The organism is Saccharothrix sp. HUAS TT1 (assembly GCF_040744945.1).
GTDB lineage: Bacteria > Actinomycetota > Actinomycetes > Mycobacteriales > Pseudonocardiaceae > Actinosynnema.
Window position 1 is genome coordinate 112,595 of sequence record NZ_CP160454.1, and the last position, 13,806, is coordinate 126,400.

Sequence of the window (13,806 nt, forward strand, 5' to 3'; positions counted from 1 at the left end):
GCGAGTGATCGTAACCGCGTCACCCCAGGTCGCGCCCGCCCCGGACGGTCGACGACGGCACACCACGCCCCACCCGACGCGCCTCGCGCGGGATCGCGACGACCGCCCGACCGGGCGGTGCCCCGCCACTACGATCGGGAGTCCACCGACCCTGGGGAGACGCCGCGCGCACCCGCGCGGTCGACCTCGGTCCGCGCTCCCACCGGAGGTCGCCGCCCGTGCAGTACGTCCACCGCCCCGTGCACGCCGAAGCCGCCCGGCACACCACCGGCGCCGGCGGAGACCTGTGGCACGCGTTCCTGCGCCGGCACAAGCTCGTGCCGGTGTGGCCCGGCCGCCGCCGCCACGGTCGCCGCCGGCCGACGACCCCGGCCGGGTGGAGCGAGGTGCCGATGAGCGACTGGCGACCGTGGCTCGTCGTCGACACCGACCACCAGGGGAGGCAGCGGGTCGTCACCCTGTCCGACGACGAGTTCCATGCCGCCTGGGCGCCCCGCGAAGGCGACGCCGAGCAGGCGCGGGCCGGGCTCGCCGTCGCCGCCGCACGCTCCACCCTGGCCTCGGCTGACCTGCGGTGGATCGACGCGGAGACGCAGCGCCGCGACCGGGGTGCCTCGGAGAGCGGCTGGTCGCACCCGGCGCAGCGGGACGAGTGGCTGCGCATCCGTGCCCTCGTCGCCGACTCCGGCCTGCCCTACCGGTACACCGCCGACCCGCAGCGGCCCGAGCACCGGCCCGAGAAGCCGCCCCGCGTGACCGTGACCGCCGACGTCGCCACCGTGCTCCGGACGCTCCTCGACGCCGAGGACGACGCGCCGGTCAGCGCCGTGGACATCCTGATGCGCACCGGCCTGAGCCGGCGGGCGATCCTGTCCGCGACCGGCGTGCTCACCCGCGGCTGCTGGCTGGACGTCCACCCGCCCGAGCCCGGCCACCCCGCCCGCTACCTGCTCACCGAGCGGGGACGCGGCGCGGCGACCGCGCGCCTGGCCGAACGCGCCCGCCGCGCCACCGCCGGCTGACCCGGGCCGCCGGCGCTCACCGGCGCCCGGGTCGCCCGTCGGCCGCGACGCGTTCCACGGCGGCCACCGGCACCAGCTGCGTCAAGCCCAACTCGCGGCCGTCCACCACGACGGTCAGCGTCACGACCGCCAGCCAGTCCCCGACGGACGTCATCGCCCAGGCGGTGACCGTGCCCGGAACCGGTCGGTCCAGGCGCAAACCCCGCGACCTCGCCCACATGGCCGTGTCCCTCCCCCAGGTCAGGCGGGTGGGCGGGAACAGCAGGTCCAGGCGCACCAGCACCGGCACCGGCGGCTCCACCGGCCGCCACGCCGCGTACGAGGCCGCGCCGGATTCGAACACGTGTTCACCCTACGGGCCTCCCAGCACGAGGGCGACGCCCTCGGCGAGCAGCGCGCGGCCCTCGTCGGTGACCCGCCACTTCCACGGCCGCCGCGTGGTGTCGGCCGCCACCACCTCTCCGCGCGACACGGACTTGAACACCTGCTCGACGTCGAACGGGGACGACCAGCCGTGCCGGTCGAAGGCGTGCCGGAGCAGCGAGACACGTTCGGGCCGGTCGCCGGGATCGAGGGTGCGCCACCCGGACATCAGCTTGCTGACCTGCTTGGCTGTCGCGTCCTCCCGATCGCCCAGGACGAACACCAGCAACCACCCGAACGAGGTGGTCGAGGCCGCCGACTTGTAGCGCCGCACGTCCGGGCCGTACCGGGCGTGCATCCTGGCCGTCGCCAGCCGGTTCAGGGCCTGCGCGAGCTTCCCTCCGGCGAGCGCGGTTCCGGGCTCGACGTGCTCGGGGTAGACCGGGCAGTCACCGGACCGCGCGTGCCGCAGGAGCTGCATGAAGTCGATGTCCTGGCTCGGGTCGCCGGTCGCGGTGTACGTCCACAGGCAGTCGGAGCTGTCCCGGCAGGTGACGGTTTCCCCCACCGCCATCCGCTCCCGGTCGTCGCCACCGCCCACGGCCCTTTCCCCCTTCGTGACGTCGGCCTCCGCCCGCCGGCGGGCCACCGTCCACCCCCGACCGGTCAAGTAGTAGAGCACGCCCAGGGCGTCGACCCGGCCGGCGCACCGGTGTCGCCGGACGCGGACCCGCGGCAGGCTTCCGACGTGGCCCCGCCGTTCCCCGCGCACCCGGTCAACGACCGGCGAACGCCTGCATGAACGCCGCCTCCTCGCGCTGCGCCGACCAGCCCAGAGGGGCGGCGTCGCGGGAACGGCCGCTCATGCGCACACCCGGCGCGGGAGCGAACACCTCGGCGTCGAGCACCGCGACCTCGCTGTCCTTCTGGCACAGCGACAGCCGCCACCGGTAGACGCCGGTGAGCAGCCGGCCGATCGGCTCCCGCAGCGGGTCGACGCCGCGGGCGAAGCACCAGCCGTCGAACGCCATCCAGTTCGCCCACGCCGTGCCCGCCAGCCGGGTCGCCACCCAGAAGTCCATGCCCAGCGCCGCGCCGAGCACGGCCAGCGCCGCGTCCTCCAGGTCGTCGAGGTCGTAGGCGTCGCGCCAGAGGGAGTCGTCGCCGTCGGCCGTCTCCAGGTCGACCAGGCGGCCGGTCAGCCAGTCCGCGTCGTCGGGGTCCAGCGCGCCGGGCAGCAGCCGCCACCAGCAGCCGGGCGCCTCCAGCACCAGCGCCTCCAGCCAGGTGCGGGTGGCCAGGTCGGGCAGCAGCAGCTCGCGGTCGTCGACGCGGAACGGCAGAGGGGTCGCCGCCGGCGGGCCGTGGACGGCGCGCAGCGCGTCAACCACGCCCCCGGCCCCGGGCCGCCGCCGTCGTGGTCTTCTTCGCCGCCCCGACCCGGCCGCCCGCGGTCACCGCCCGGGTGCCGCCGCGCGCACCCGCGACGGCCTTGGCGCTGCCCCGGCCCTTGGCGCGGGCCGCGTCGCGGCGGGCCGCCCGGTTCGCCTTCGGGCTCCACCGCTCGATCAGGTGCTGCACGATCTCCGCGATGTGCTCCAGGTCCAGGTCGTCGTCGTGGTCGCGCATCCGCCGCGCCACCACGTCCCGGTCGGCGCGCTCCAGCGCGGCGTCGAGGAAGATGCCCACCGACCACGCCTGCTGGCCCTCGTTCGCGCCCGTCGCCAGCGCGGCGGCCACGAACATCAGCACCAGGTCCTTCGGCGGGTGCGCGACCAGGTCCAGCTCCAGGTCCTCGTTGACGATGTGCACCGGCTCCCCGGTCACCGGCGCCGGATCCGCCTCGACCACCAGCGGCTCGACCCTGCCGCGCGCGGGCCAGGCGTTCCACCGCTCCAGCAGGCCGCCCACCAGCTGCACCGTCGCGCCCAGGTCGACCGGGTCGGCGGGGTCGATCGCCCGGTCGATGAACCGCTTGCGGTCCACCAGGCCCAGCGTGCCCGACAGGAACTGGATGACCGCCATCGCCCGGTCCGGTTCGGGCACGTCCGCGCCGATCGCCGTGGCCGCGAAGTACAGGACGGCGTCCTTGGGGCGCTGCACCACCAGCTCCTCCCCGCACAGGGTGACCGGGATCGGCTGTTCCTCGCGGGCGCGTTTCGGGGTGCGGAACTCCAGGGTCTCCATGTCGTGGCTCCAAGTTCATCCGGGGTGCGCGGCAAGACGCACGCCCCCTCCGGCGGCCACGACGACGCCAGACCCGGCGGGGGCGTGCCGGCACAGCGTATCGAGACACCCCCGAACGTGCCCAAGTCTGATGTGGACAGAGTGTTTCCGCAGGTCAAACCATGTTTGTGAAAGAGCTTCATGATATGATGAACGGGCATTGAAAAAGGCCCCCGGTCCGCATCACTTCGCAGGCGAACGGACTCGGGGGCCCCCGGATGAACCACCTGACCAGCAGGAGATTCGCGTGTCAGCATACGACACCGCCACCGCGCCACCGCAGCACGAACTGCGCCGGCGGCAACCAACCGGGGCCGTCGGATGGCCCCTGATCGTGCTCGAAGGACCCGACACCGCCGACAAGACCCTCGAAGCCGCCCGCTTCACCGCCGACGCCCGGTTGGGCGAAGCGTTCTGGATCGAGTACGGCGGCGGCGACGAGGGCGTGGCCGACGAGTACATCGGCGTCGATCACGCCCGGTACACGATCCTGGAGCACGACGGCACCTACCCGTCGGTGTACGGGCAGATCGTCGCCGCCAAGAACGAGGCCCGCAGGGTCCACGAGGCGGGAGAGCCGCCGTGCTGCCTGATCGTGGACTCGTGGAGCGCGATGTGGGACGACATCCGCACCTGGACCTACCTGCGCGCCAAGGCCGGGCTGGTCAACTCCACCGCCCCCGACGTCGAGATCGACCCGAACGCCGAACTCAACCCCGGCCGCAACCTGTGGACCGACGCCCGCGAACGCTACCGGGCGATCATGACCCAGTTGTTGACCTTCCCCGGCGTGGTGGTGCTCACCGTGCGCGGCGAGTGGGTCAGCGTCAAGGGAGAGGACGGGCAGCCCGCCCGGTGGGGCGAGTACGTGCTGGAAGCCCACCGCACCCTCAAGCACGACGCCCGGCTCCGCGTCCGCCTGGAGCCCGGCAAGAACCCGCTGATCGTCAAGGCGCGCTCGGCGAAGGCCGGCTACGACACCCACCTCAAGCCCTACGAGCTGCGCGAGGGCCTGGACCTCGGCGAAATCGTGTTCGAGCGCATGGGCGTCGACCCGGGGCGGGCCCCGCTGCCCGTCAGCCGCGCCGGCCGGTACGCGCCGCTGCCCGAACGCATCGCCGCCGGCCGCTTGCAGCAGTCGCGGCGCGGCCGGACCGACGAGACGGTCATCGGACGCGGCACCGGACCCGTCGGCCGGCAGGAGCCGGAACCGGCCGCGTCGGACATGCCGCTGCGCACGCTGATCAGCGACCAGGACTGGCTCGACCTGCTGGAGAGGAAGCGCGGCGACCACGCGGCGCTGGTGAACCTCTACCGGGCCGCGCAGACGTCGAAGGTCAACAGCGCGCTGCTGCACCGCATCGCCGTCGCCGGTCAGGAAGCACGCGACGCGGCCGAGGCCAGGGCCGCCCGGGAAGCCGAACGCGCGAAGCAGGACGGCGCGGTCGACGAGGGCGGCCAGGACGCCGACCCCGCGCCGACCGACTCCGACGGGGTGGACGCCGAGCCGGCCGACGCCGAACAGGTCGACGAGCCGGAGAGCGCGCCGACGCCGACCGGGTTCGAGGCCGAGGCCGACGCCGACAGCGACGTTCCCGGCAGCGGCGACCCGGGCAGCGGCGACACCGCCGACGGAGGTGAGCGCTGATGGCCGGCACGCGCAAGAAGCCCGCGAAGCGCACGACCAAGCGCAAGAGCAAGTGGACGCCCGAGCAGATCGCCCAGTTCCGGGCCGCCGACGAGGCTCGCGCCGCCGCCGCCGACGCCGTGCTGGAGGACCCGGCCGCGATGCAGCGCATGGAGGTCGCGCTGCGCGGCGCGTCCGCCAGGGTGCGCGGCTACTCGCCCCGCAACCGGGCGCTGTTGTGGACGCAGGCCGCCGAACAGGGGTTCCGGCTCACCGACGTGGACACCCCGCTCGGCTGGGCGAGGCGGGGCCGCGCCATCCACCCCGACCACAAGTTCAAGGGCCTGCGGATCACCGCGCCGCGCGGCGACGACGAGGACAAGGCGCAGAAGGACGGCGCGTCCCCGGAGAAGCCGCCCACCGGGCAGGACGCCGCCGGTGACGAGAAGAAGCAACCCCGGTTCCGCATGACCAGCGTGTTCGACGTCGCCCAGACCGTGGACGCCCTCGCCGACGAACGCGACGACGACGGAACCACCGGTCCGCGCACCGCCGACGAGGTGGCCGCGGAGGACGCCGAGCTGCTGCGCCAGGCCGAGGACGCCGACGCGTTCGCCGCCGCGCTGGCCGGGCAGGACGCGTCGTGAGCCGCTACCGGCACGGGGACGCGGTGGTCGGCGACTACGCGTGGGGCGGTGCGACGCAGGTCGCCCGCCCCGTGATCCGCGCCAACCCGAAGGGCGTGGTGCTGGGCATGGAGCGCGGCCGGGGCGGCTGGCTCAACACCCTGGCGCTGACGTGGGAGCAGGTGCGCGGGGTGCTGCCCGCCGTCGACGGCGAACCGGTGTCGACCGAGGCCGCGCTGGAGGTCGCCGACCGGCTGCGCGCCGGAACCCTCGCCGAAGGGCAGCGCGGGGCGGTCGCGTCGCTGCTGCTCGTGCTCGCCGTCACCGCCGGCCTGCCCAGGCCGGTCGTGGCGGCGCTCGCCGAGGCGGTCGCCCCGGCCGACATCGGCGGCGCGAGGCCCGCGCCGCCGGTCGGTCGACGTCCGGGACGGCTGCGGTGACCGCGGTGAAGGTCCGCCCCGGCGGGCCGCCGCGCCAGCACGTGCTGCGGCTGTCCGAGCGGGTCGTCGAAACCTGGTTCGGGCACCACGGCGGCAACAACCTGGAGATCCCCATGTCGGTGGTGGCGGTCATGTCGCTGCTGTCGCCGCCGCACGAGGAGCGCCAGGCCGCGATCGACGAGACCGCGGGCATGAGCCCCGAGGCGTTCGGCGGGGTCATGGGGGTGCTGTGGCAGCGGTTCGTGCGGGCCCGGCCCGACCTGGTCAACCCGGTGTGGCCGTTCGTGCGGATCTGGGTCGGCTCGTCGGACAGCTACCGCATGAGCGACCAGGCCCTGGCCGCCGCCAAGGCGGTCGGCGACACCCTGCTGCGGCACGACCTGTTCTCGCTGGCCGACAACCGGTACGACGTCGACCTGCTGGGCCAGGTGCTCACCGAGCTGCGCCCGAAGTCGTCGTTGCAGGCACGCGGCCAGTTCTACACCCCGCCCGACGTGTGCCAGCTGATGGCCGCGATGACCGTGCTCGGCGAGGGCGAGTCGGTGTCCGACCCGGCGCTGGGCTCCGGCGGCATGTTCCGGGGCGCGGCGCAGGCCATGCGCGAACAGGGCCTCGACCCCACGACGGTCACCTGGATCGGCAACGACATCGACGACCTCGCCATCGCCGCCGCCGCGGTGAACGCCGTGCTGTGGAATCTCGGGCCGAACGTGGTGCTCGGGGTCGCCAACGCGCTCACCGAACCGGACTGGGTCGGGCGGGCGGTGCGGATGCGCAACGAGATGGTGTCGCTGGCCCGCAACGCGATGACCCTCGACCTGCTGCGCGGTGTGGAACAGCTCATCCAGGGCGCCGCCGCCGAGGGCGACGAGGACCGCGACGGCGGGGACGAGCAGCGGGACGAGGTCGAAGACGACCGGGTCGACGAGCCGGTGGTGGGCGACGAGCCGGAACCGGAACCCGCCGGGCAGACCGTGCCGGAGCCGCCCGTCGCGGAACCGGCCGCCGGCCCGTCCGCGCCGGAGCAGGTGGTTCGCGAGCAGGTGCGACAGCGGGTGAAGCCCGAGCGGGTGGAGCCCGCACCGTCCCCCGACGGGGACGCGGAACGTGTGTGGCACGAGTGGTGCGACGACGCCGGCGTGGTGCTGGTGGTCGACGCCGTCGGACTGGAGGGGTCGTGAACGTGGACGTGGACGTGGAGCAGCTGCCGCCGTGGTGCCGGACGTGCGGGGCGAGGCTGGAGCTGCGCGACCCGCCGGGCGGGCACACGCCCGAGCAGCAGTGGTGCGGCATCTGGTACGACCACCCGCCGCTGCCCGGCCTGCCCGCCGGGCAGCTCGTCGGGCACACCGGCACGGCACTGGTCATGTCGGCCGAGCTGCAGGTGCACCTGGAGGAGCTGGAGCTCCGCGCCGCGCAGCGCCCGGTCGACGCCGGGAGGGCGGGATGAGCCCACACGACCCGGTGCGCGACCCGACCCGGTACGACGGCCTGTACCAGCCGCGGGCGCAGCGGCTGCCCCGGCCGGACATGCGCGTGCACCGCCACACCTGCCCCAACGGGACCGAGGTCGTGGTGACCTCCCAGCGGATCAAGGTCACCGGTGTGACGCTGGACCGGTGGAGCATCGCCGGGATCGACGTGGGCACCTCGGCGCGCGCGACCCCGAACGAGCAGCCACCCGACTTCGCCTGGTGCGACCGGGCGGCGGGCGAACCCGTCCCGTTCTGACGCGCGACACTCGACACTCGACGCGGCCCCGCCGGACACCGGCGGGGCCGTCGTCGTCCCCCGCTCACGAGCGGCGCGCAACGCTGTGACCTGCGTGAATAGACGGGTATCACACCCCGCGCGACCTACACATCATGTACATATGATGCAGTGCGATATAGGATTAAAGGGCAAGATCAAGAAACAGAAACCACAGGTCGGAGAGGGTGCGGGTCATGAGCGCAGTGCAGAGGATCATCGGCCACCGGGCGTTCGTGCCCGCGCTCGCGCTCGGCCTCTCCGTGATCGCCGCACTGGTGATCGTCCCCGAGACCGCCGACACCCCGGCCGTGATCTGGGACCACTACCGCACCGCCGTCGTCGCGGTCGTCGACTTCGTGGCGCACACGCCCGGCCGCCTGCTCGACCTCGTCCGCTGAACACCCACCACCACCCGGAAGGAACCACCGCCATGAACGAGCTGCGGACCGCCCAGCAGGTCACCCAGGCCGTCCTCGACGCCGCCGTGCGCGCCGAACTGGAGCGCCGGCCCGACCTCGACTTCCACGACGTCGCCGCCGAGCTGACCGCCGAGACCATCGAGGTGCTGCCGCCCTACGCCCGCGAGTACCGCGCGCTGCTCGGCGCGGTCGCCGCCCGCCACCACGTGCAGGCGGTCAGCACGCCGCGACTCGGACCGCACCAGTACCGGCGCGGCGCCGACGTGCTGCTGCTGGGCCTGCCGGGCGGCATCGCGGGCGTGCGCCGCGAGTGGGCCACCGTCGGCAGCCTCGCCCGCACCCTGTTCGACGCGGTCGCGGCGGGCGACGGCGAGGACGTCGCCACCCACCGCGCGAGCCTGCTGCTCGGCTACCGGCTGGGCCTGTCCCGCGACGGCCTGGACCGCGAGCAGGTCGAGGCGATCGTCGGAGGCAAGGTCCCGGGCGACGGCGTCACCTGGAAGTCCACCGGGTCCGGCGCGTGGGACGGTTACCTGGCCGCCCGCGCCGACGCCGACACCATCGCCGCCGAGCACGCCGCCGCACAGGCCGAGGCCGACCGGATCGCCGCCGAGCAGGCCGCCGCGGCGAAGCCGAAGCGGGCGCCGCGCGCCGCGAAGGGCGAGGGCAAGGCGAAGACGCCCCGCGCGCCGCGCAAGCCGCGCACGCCCAAGGCCGCCGCCGGTGACGAGGCAACGCCGAAGCGGACGCGCCGTCCGCGCGCCGCGAAGCCCGCCGCCGCCACGCTGTTCGACAGCCCGACCGCCGAGCAGCCGGCCGCGTCCGTCGCGGAGCCGGCGGGCGTCTGACCCGCCCGCGCGGGCGGTGACTCGACCACCGCCCGCGCCGCCCCACCCCACCCGATCACCTCCCCGACCCTCACCCGTGAAGGAGCACCACCATGTCCGCCTTCCCTCGCACCGGCTCCGCCTCCGTGCGGCGCGTCGATGCCGACGCGCTGGAGACCGTGCTCGTCGAGCAGATCGGCCGCCACGCCACCGAGGACGTGTTCGCCGCCCTCGACAACCTCCCGCGCCCCGAGTTCACGCCGCAAGAGCGGGTGCACCTGCGGGCCGCCGTGCTGCTGCGCCGCACCCTGGCCGAGCTGAACCTGATGGACCCGCAGAACCTGGAGGGCCTGGACGGCTTCTACGGCGGCGACAACAGCGGCCTGGTGCCCGTGCCCGAGCTGTCCGCCTACGCGCACGTCCAGTACGCGCTGCTCATGCCGCTGAGCCGGCTGGCCGGCAGCCGCGAACGCGGCCGGGAGCTGTACACCGAGGTCGTCGGGAACGACGACCCGGTTGCCGACCTGCTGCTCACCCTGCGCGCTAAGTGGGAGGAGGAGGACCGGGTGCGCGCCGAGCAGGAGAAGGAACTGGCGCTGGCCATCGAGGCGCTGCTGGCCTCCGCCAACAGCGACGAGGACTACGTGGTGGTCGCGCGGTTGATGATGAAGGCCGGGCTGCTGTGGGAGTGCCCGGACTGCGGGTTGCAGGTCGCCGCCACCCGCACGGCCTGCGAAGGCTGCGACACCGTGCGCCCGGACACCGTCACGACCCGCTGACCCGGACACGACCCGCCACCAGGAGAAGACGCCGATGACCGCGCCCACGTCCCACGGCACCCTCCCGCACACCGCGTCCGACACCGAGCCCGACGCGACACCCGTGGTGCTGTGGGACGTCGACGGCGTCCTCAACCCGGACCGACCCACCCCCGCCCACCGCGCCCACGTCTACGACGGCCCCGGCCCCGACGGGCGACACGTCACCGGGCCCGTCCACCTCGACCCCCGGCACGGCGAGTGGATGGCCGAGCTGACCGCCGCGGGCGCCGCCCACGCCTGGGCCACCAGTTGGGGACGGCTGGCCGCCGGGTGGATCGCGCCGCGCCTGCACCCGCCCGCCGAGCACTGGCCCGTCGTCGACGTCGGCGTGGTCGGCGGCATCGCGTTCGGACGCACCCGCAAGGCCGGTCCGGTCGCCCGGTTCCTGGGCCCGGACCGCCCCGCGTTCTGGCTCGACGACCTGTTCGGCGGCAAGGACCCGCACTGGGCGGCCCACCGCACCGCGCGGGGCGTGCCGACCGTGCTGCGGCCGGTCACCTCCCCGGCCGGGCTCACCCGGGCCGACGTCGACGCCGCGCTGGCGTGGCTCGCCGGCGGTCGCGCCGTGCCGGACCTCAGCAGTCCGGGAGGTTGAACTCCCACCCGAGGTCGACGTAGCGGTGCCACGAGTAGCCCGACACGCCGGTGGTGTTGTCGGTCAACCCGAACCAGCGGAAGTCGCCCTCGATCGTCTGGCCGAGGGCCTTGCATCGGACGTAGACCTGGTGGCCGCGGTAGCCCAGGCCGTGCGAAGGCCTGTCCAGCCACGGGCCGGAGCGGATGTTGACCTCGTCGACCAGGAACGTCCTGTTGATGCCCGGCACGGGTACGGCGTGGGCGGCCGGGCCGGGCACGACACCGAGAGCGGCGACTGCGGCGGCAGCGACGGCGAGCAGGCCGATCAGTTTCCTTCGCATGAATCCCGACGCTAGCGGCCCGATTGGCGCGCGCAATCGGCCGAGCGAGGGACCACGAATGGGTGACCAGCGGAAACGACACCGCGCGACTATAACGGGTACCACATCACCAATTGCGTCCGTGAGCGCTTTTCAATGGCTTTCCGCGTGTTTTTGCAATAGGATTAAAGGTGCAAGAAAGAAAGCAGAAAGAAAGCAATTCCCAACCCTCGTTGATTTCGGGAGTTCGCCATGTCCGCAGCCGTGTCCGCCACCGCCGCCGAAGCCCGCCGGCTCGTCCCGTTCGCCGAGGTGCGGCGGGTGCTGACCGAGGAGGTGGGCGAGGAGGTCGCCGCGCACGTGTCCGACGTGCTCGCCGAGGTGCCCACCCTCGACCCCGAGGCCGACGACCCGGCGGAGCTGGAGCTGGCCGACACGCTCAACCGGACGCTGTACGAGCTGAACCGGATGAACCACCCGCAGCACTCCGGCGACAACTCGTGGGAGGTGCGCACCGGCCGCGCCGTCGAGCTGAACGTGTACGCGCACGTGCAGGCCGCGCTCATGCAGGTGCTGGAGCGCCTGGCCGGCACGAAGGACCGCGCCGACGAGCTGCGCGGACACCTGATCGACTGCGTCGACGAGGGCGCCGCGTACGTGCTGGCGCAGGTGCGGCCGGAGTGGGCGCACGAAGACGCCGAGAAGGCGCTGGAGCAGCACCCGACGGCCGTGCTGGTGCGGCGGCTGCTCGACGAGCAGCCCGATTCGCGGGCGTACGAGGCGATGGTGGCGCAGTTGGTGGCCGCCGGCGCGATGTGGTGGTGCGGCGAGTGCGACTGGCACACCGTCTCCGTCGCCGACACCTGCGGCAACTGCGCCTCGCCCCGCCCCGAGCAGGCCGACCGGCCCGCCGCCTGACCGACCCGGAACCGATGTGGGGGGTCGCCCATCCGGGCGGCCCCCATCCGACCATGCGCGAAGGAGAACGACCGTGCGAACCGTGATCCGACGGGGACCCGACCGCGAGACGGTGAGGGAGGTGATCACCGCCCACGTGGGCGAGGGCACCGCCGCGGAAGTCCTCGCGGACCTCGACGGCGAGTGGCAGGACGTCGACCCCGGCGACGCCGACGCCCTCGGCGCCGCCGACCTGCGTCACGTCGAGGCGGCGCAGGTGCTGCTGACCGCGCTGAACGGCCTCGACGCCCTGCCGCCGTCGATCGTCGCCGGCGACGTCGACTACGGCACGAACAACACCTACCGCCGCTACCTGGGCGAGGACGACGCGCTGAGCCCGCTCGCGCACGTGCGCAACGCGCTGCTGGTGCCGCTGATCGCCCTGACCGGCGACGCCGACCGCGCCGAGGAGTTGCTGTACGACGCGCGGGAGAACGACTGGGACGTGGCGACCGCGCTCCGCGTCAAGCGCCGCGACTGGGCCACCGAGCAGGCCGGGCACGAGCGGCGCACCGCCTGCGCCGCCTGCGGTCGGCCGCGCCCCGACGAGCACGAAGGACCGGTGACACGGTGAGCGACGCCACCCGTCCCAAGATCGTGATCGAGTTCGTCGAGGTGCTGGCCGCGCTGGAGTGGTTCGACGGGCTGCGCGCCGCCGGGCACGTGCCCGCCGACTGCGAGCTGTACCAGGCCGACGGGCTGGACATGGCGCGCGGCGGCGACATGCGCACCTTCCTCGTCCGCAGCGCCGGCGACCGCCCCGACGGGATGGCCGTGCGCAACCGGCTGCCCGCGCTGATGACCCGCGCCGAACGCGACCGCACCGACCCCCTCGTCCTGCGCGGGGCCGCCGCCGCAGGCTCCGCCCGCACCGCCACCACCCCGACCACCCCGACCACCACCGACACCAGCCCGGAGACGCCGTGAACAGCACGTCCACCACCACGACCGGATTCGCCACCATCCCGCCCGACGGGCCGCTGGACGTCGAGGTGGTCGCCGAGGAGCGGCACCCCGAGCCCGTCCACGACGGCCCCGTGCTCGTGGCCGAGCTGGTCGACGACGACACCCCCGGCCACGACGGGCAGGACGAGCCGGGCGACGTCGACGACCACCCGCGGCTGGGCTGGCACGCCGGACGCCGCTCCGGCGCGATCCGCACCAGCGAGGGCCTGGTCACCATCACCCTCGACGGCCGCTCCCTGCTGGGCATCGACCTGCCCGCCGGCGTGATCGGCATGTGGCCGGACGACGACGACGAGGAGTGGGTGCGGGTCGGGAAGTTCGACACCACGCCGTTGCCGCCCAGCCCGAACCGCCGCCCGGCCGCCGCCGGGTACGAGTTGCTGGTCGGCGTCGCCGAGGAGTTGGGGGCCGCGCTGGACACCTGGCAGCGCATCCACGAGGGCGACAGCGTCGACGACGACGACCTCCGCGAGGCGCGCGAGACGATCAGCACGGCGACGCAGTCCTCGCTGGAAACCCTGACGCGGCTGCTGGCCGACGGCGAGGAGCTGAGCATCAACGCCACAGGGCCGGAGATCGACGCGTTGCAGCAGCTCGCGCCGCCGTCGTGCGCCGCGCTGTACGAGAGCGACGCGGTCGGCCGCGTCCTCCCGGAGGGCCGGGAGCACGGCACGCTGCGGTTCCACGGCGGCAGGGAGGTCGCCGTGCACGTGGTGCGCACCGCGGGCCGCCGGTCGCGCGGCGAACAGCGCGAGGCGCTGAGGGCGCTGCTCGCCCGCATCCGCGCCTGACCCACCCTCCTCAACCGACCCTTCCGGACATCATCGAGGGGGTGTGACCTGCACAAACAGATGGGTATCACAC

General features: G+C 74.0%; 20 protein-coding genes. 15 read left to right on the plus strand and 5 right to left on the minus strand.

Annotated features, from left to right (window positions below; all coding sequences use genetic code 11):
* Window positions 1–218: 218 nt before the first annotated feature.
* Window positions 219–1,022 carry a hypothetical protein gene (locus tag AB0F89_RS38120; RefSeq protein WP_367139271.1) on the plus strand — a complete coding sequence of 268 codons (804 nt, stop codon included), beginning with the start codon at window positions 219–221 and terminating at the stop codon, window positions 1,020–1,022.
* A gap of 16 nt (window positions 1,023–1,038) precedes the next feature.
* Here AB0F89_RS38120 and AB0F89_RS38125 read toward each other — a convergent pair whose 3' ends face one another.
* The 4 genes from AB0F89_RS38125 to AB0F89_RS38140 all read right to left on the minus strand — a co-directional run bounded on the left by AB0F89_RS38125 (window position 1,039) and on the right by AB0F89_RS38140 (window position 3,572).
* Window positions 1,039–1,365, minus strand: coding sequence for a hypothetical protein (locus AB0F89_RS38125; protein WP_367139273.1), 327 nt, complete (start codon window positions 1,363–1,365; stop codon window positions 1,039–1,041).
* 9 nt (window positions 1,366–1,374) lie between these two features.
* Window positions 1,375–2,067, minus strand: a complete 693-nt coding sequence (locus tag AB0F89_RS38130) for a hypothetical protein (RefSeq protein WP_367139275.1) — start codon at window positions 2,065–2,067, stop codon at window positions 1,375–1,377.
* Between the two features lie 94 nt (window positions 2,068–2,161).
* Complete coding sequence (locus AB0F89_RS38135) at window positions 2,162–2,776, minus strand: hypothetical protein (protein ID WP_367139277.1); 615 nt, start codon at window positions 2,774–2,776, stop codon at window positions 2,162–2,164.
* Window positions 2,769–3,572 (minus strand): hypothetical protein, encoded by an 804-nt coding sequence (locus AB0F89_RS38140; RefSeq protein ID WP_367139279.1) that lies wholly within the window; start codon window positions 3,570–3,572, stop codon window positions 2,769–2,771. The genes AB0F89_RS38135 and AB0F89_RS38140 overlap by 8 nt, the downstream gene beginning before the upstream one ends.
* Before the next feature lie 286 nt (window positions 3,573–3,858).
* On the opposite strand from AB0F89_RS38140, the gene AB0F89_RS38145 reads away from it, so the two are divergent.
* From AB0F89_RS38145 to AB0F89_RS38190, 10 genes are all read left to right on the plus strand, one after another.
* A complete protein-coding gene (locus AB0F89_RS38145) occupies window positions 3,859–5,259 on the plus strand; it encodes a hypothetical protein (protein ID WP_367139281.1) in 1,401 nt (466 codons plus the stop codon).
* On the plus strand, window positions 5,259–5,885 hold the full coding sequence (locus AB0F89_RS38150; RefSeq protein WP_367139283.1) for a hypothetical protein: 627 nt from the start codon (window positions 5,259–5,261) through the stop codon (window positions 5,883–5,885). The genes AB0F89_RS38145 and AB0F89_RS38150 overlap by 1 nt, the downstream gene beginning before the upstream one ends.
* Window positions 5,882–6,304 carry a hypothetical protein gene (locus AB0F89_RS38155; protein WP_367139285.1) on the plus strand — a complete coding sequence of 141 codons (423 nt, stop codon included), beginning with the start codon at window positions 5,882–5,884 and terminating at the stop codon, window positions 6,302–6,304. The genes AB0F89_RS38150 and AB0F89_RS38155 overlap by 4 nt, the downstream gene beginning before the upstream one ends.
* Window positions 6,301–7,485 carry an N-6 DNA methylase gene (locus tag AB0F89_RS38160; protein ID WP_367139287.1) on the plus strand — a complete coding sequence of 395 codons (1,185 nt, stop codon included), beginning with the start codon at window positions 6,301–6,303 and terminating at the stop codon, window positions 7,483–7,485. Before AB0F89_RS38155 ends, AB0F89_RS38160 begins: the two co-directional genes overlap by 4 nt.
* The gene (locus AB0F89_RS38165; RefSeq protein WP_367139289.1) at window positions 7,482–7,754 is read left to right on the plus strand and encodes a hypothetical protein; all 273 of its coding nucleotides are present in this window, start codon (window positions 7,482–7,484) and stop codon (window positions 7,752–7,754) included. The genes AB0F89_RS38160 and AB0F89_RS38165 overlap by 4 nt, the downstream gene beginning before the upstream one ends.
* A complete protein-coding gene (locus tag AB0F89_RS38170; protein ID WP_367139291.1) occupies window positions 7,751–8,035 on the plus strand; it encodes a hypothetical protein in 285 nt (94 codons plus the stop codon). The genes AB0F89_RS38165 and AB0F89_RS38170 overlap by 4 nt, the downstream gene beginning before the upstream one ends.
* A gap of 215 nt (window positions 8,036–8,250) precedes the next feature.
* Window positions 8,251–8,454 carry a hypothetical protein gene (locus AB0F89_RS38175; RefSeq protein WP_367139293.1) on the plus strand — a complete coding sequence of 68 codons (204 nt, stop codon included), beginning with the start codon at window positions 8,251–8,253 and terminating at the stop codon, window positions 8,452–8,454.
* A gap of 32 nt (window positions 8,455–8,486) precedes the next feature.
* Window positions 8,487–9,323, plus strand: a complete 837-nt coding sequence (locus AB0F89_RS38180; protein WP_367139295.1) for a hypothetical protein — start codon at window positions 8,487–8,489, stop codon at window positions 9,321–9,323.
* 92 nt (window positions 9,324–9,415) lie between these two features.
* The gene (locus AB0F89_RS38185) at window positions 9,416–10,081 is read left to right on the plus strand and encodes a Ran-binding zinc finger domain-containing protein (RefSeq protein ID WP_367139297.1); all 666 of its coding nucleotides are present in this window, start codon (window positions 9,416–9,418) and stop codon (window positions 10,079–10,081) included.
* A 34-nt stretch (window positions 10,082–10,115) separates the two neighbouring features.
* Window positions 10,116–10,718: a hypothetical protein gene (locus AB0F89_RS38190; protein ID WP_367139299.1), complete on the plus strand. Its 603-nt coding sequence runs from the start codon at window positions 10,116–10,118 to the stop codon at window positions 10,716–10,718.
* Here the strand turns inward: AB0F89_RS38190 and AB0F89_RS38195 are convergent.
* Complete coding sequence (locus AB0F89_RS38195; protein ID WP_367139301.1) at window positions 10,699–11,040, minus strand: hypothetical protein; 342 nt, start codon at window positions 11,038–11,040, stop codon at window positions 10,699–10,701. The two genes, AB0F89_RS38190 and AB0F89_RS38195, sit on opposite strands and share 20 nt — an antisense overlap.
* 231 nt (window positions 11,041–11,271) lie before the next feature.
* Between AB0F89_RS38195 and AB0F89_RS38200 the strand changes: the two genes are divergently transcribed.
* From AB0F89_RS38200 to AB0F89_RS38215, 4 genes are all read left to right on the plus strand, one after another.
* Entirely contained in the window at window positions 11,272–11,937 is a 666-nt protein-coding gene (locus AB0F89_RS38200; RefSeq protein WP_367139303.1) for a hypothetical protein, read from the plus strand.
* 82 nt (window positions 11,938–12,019) lie between these two features.
* Window positions 12,020–12,550, plus strand: coding sequence for a hypothetical protein (locus AB0F89_RS38205; RefSeq protein ID WP_367139304.1), 531 nt, complete (start codon window positions 12,020–12,022; stop codon window positions 12,548–12,550).
* On the plus strand, window positions 12,547–12,903 hold the full coding sequence (locus AB0F89_RS38210; protein ID WP_367139306.1) for a hypothetical protein: 357 nt from the start codon (window positions 12,547–12,549) through the stop codon (window positions 12,901–12,903). The genes AB0F89_RS38205 and AB0F89_RS38210 overlap by 4 nt, the downstream gene beginning before the upstream one ends.
* Window positions 12,900–13,733 (plus strand): hypothetical protein, encoded by an 834-nt coding sequence (locus AB0F89_RS38215; RefSeq protein WP_367139308.1) that lies wholly within the window; start codon window positions 12,900–12,902, stop codon window positions 13,731–13,733. The genes AB0F89_RS38210 and AB0F89_RS38215 overlap by 4 nt, the downstream gene beginning before the upstream one ends.
* Window positions 13,734–13,806: the final 73 nt, after the last annotated feature.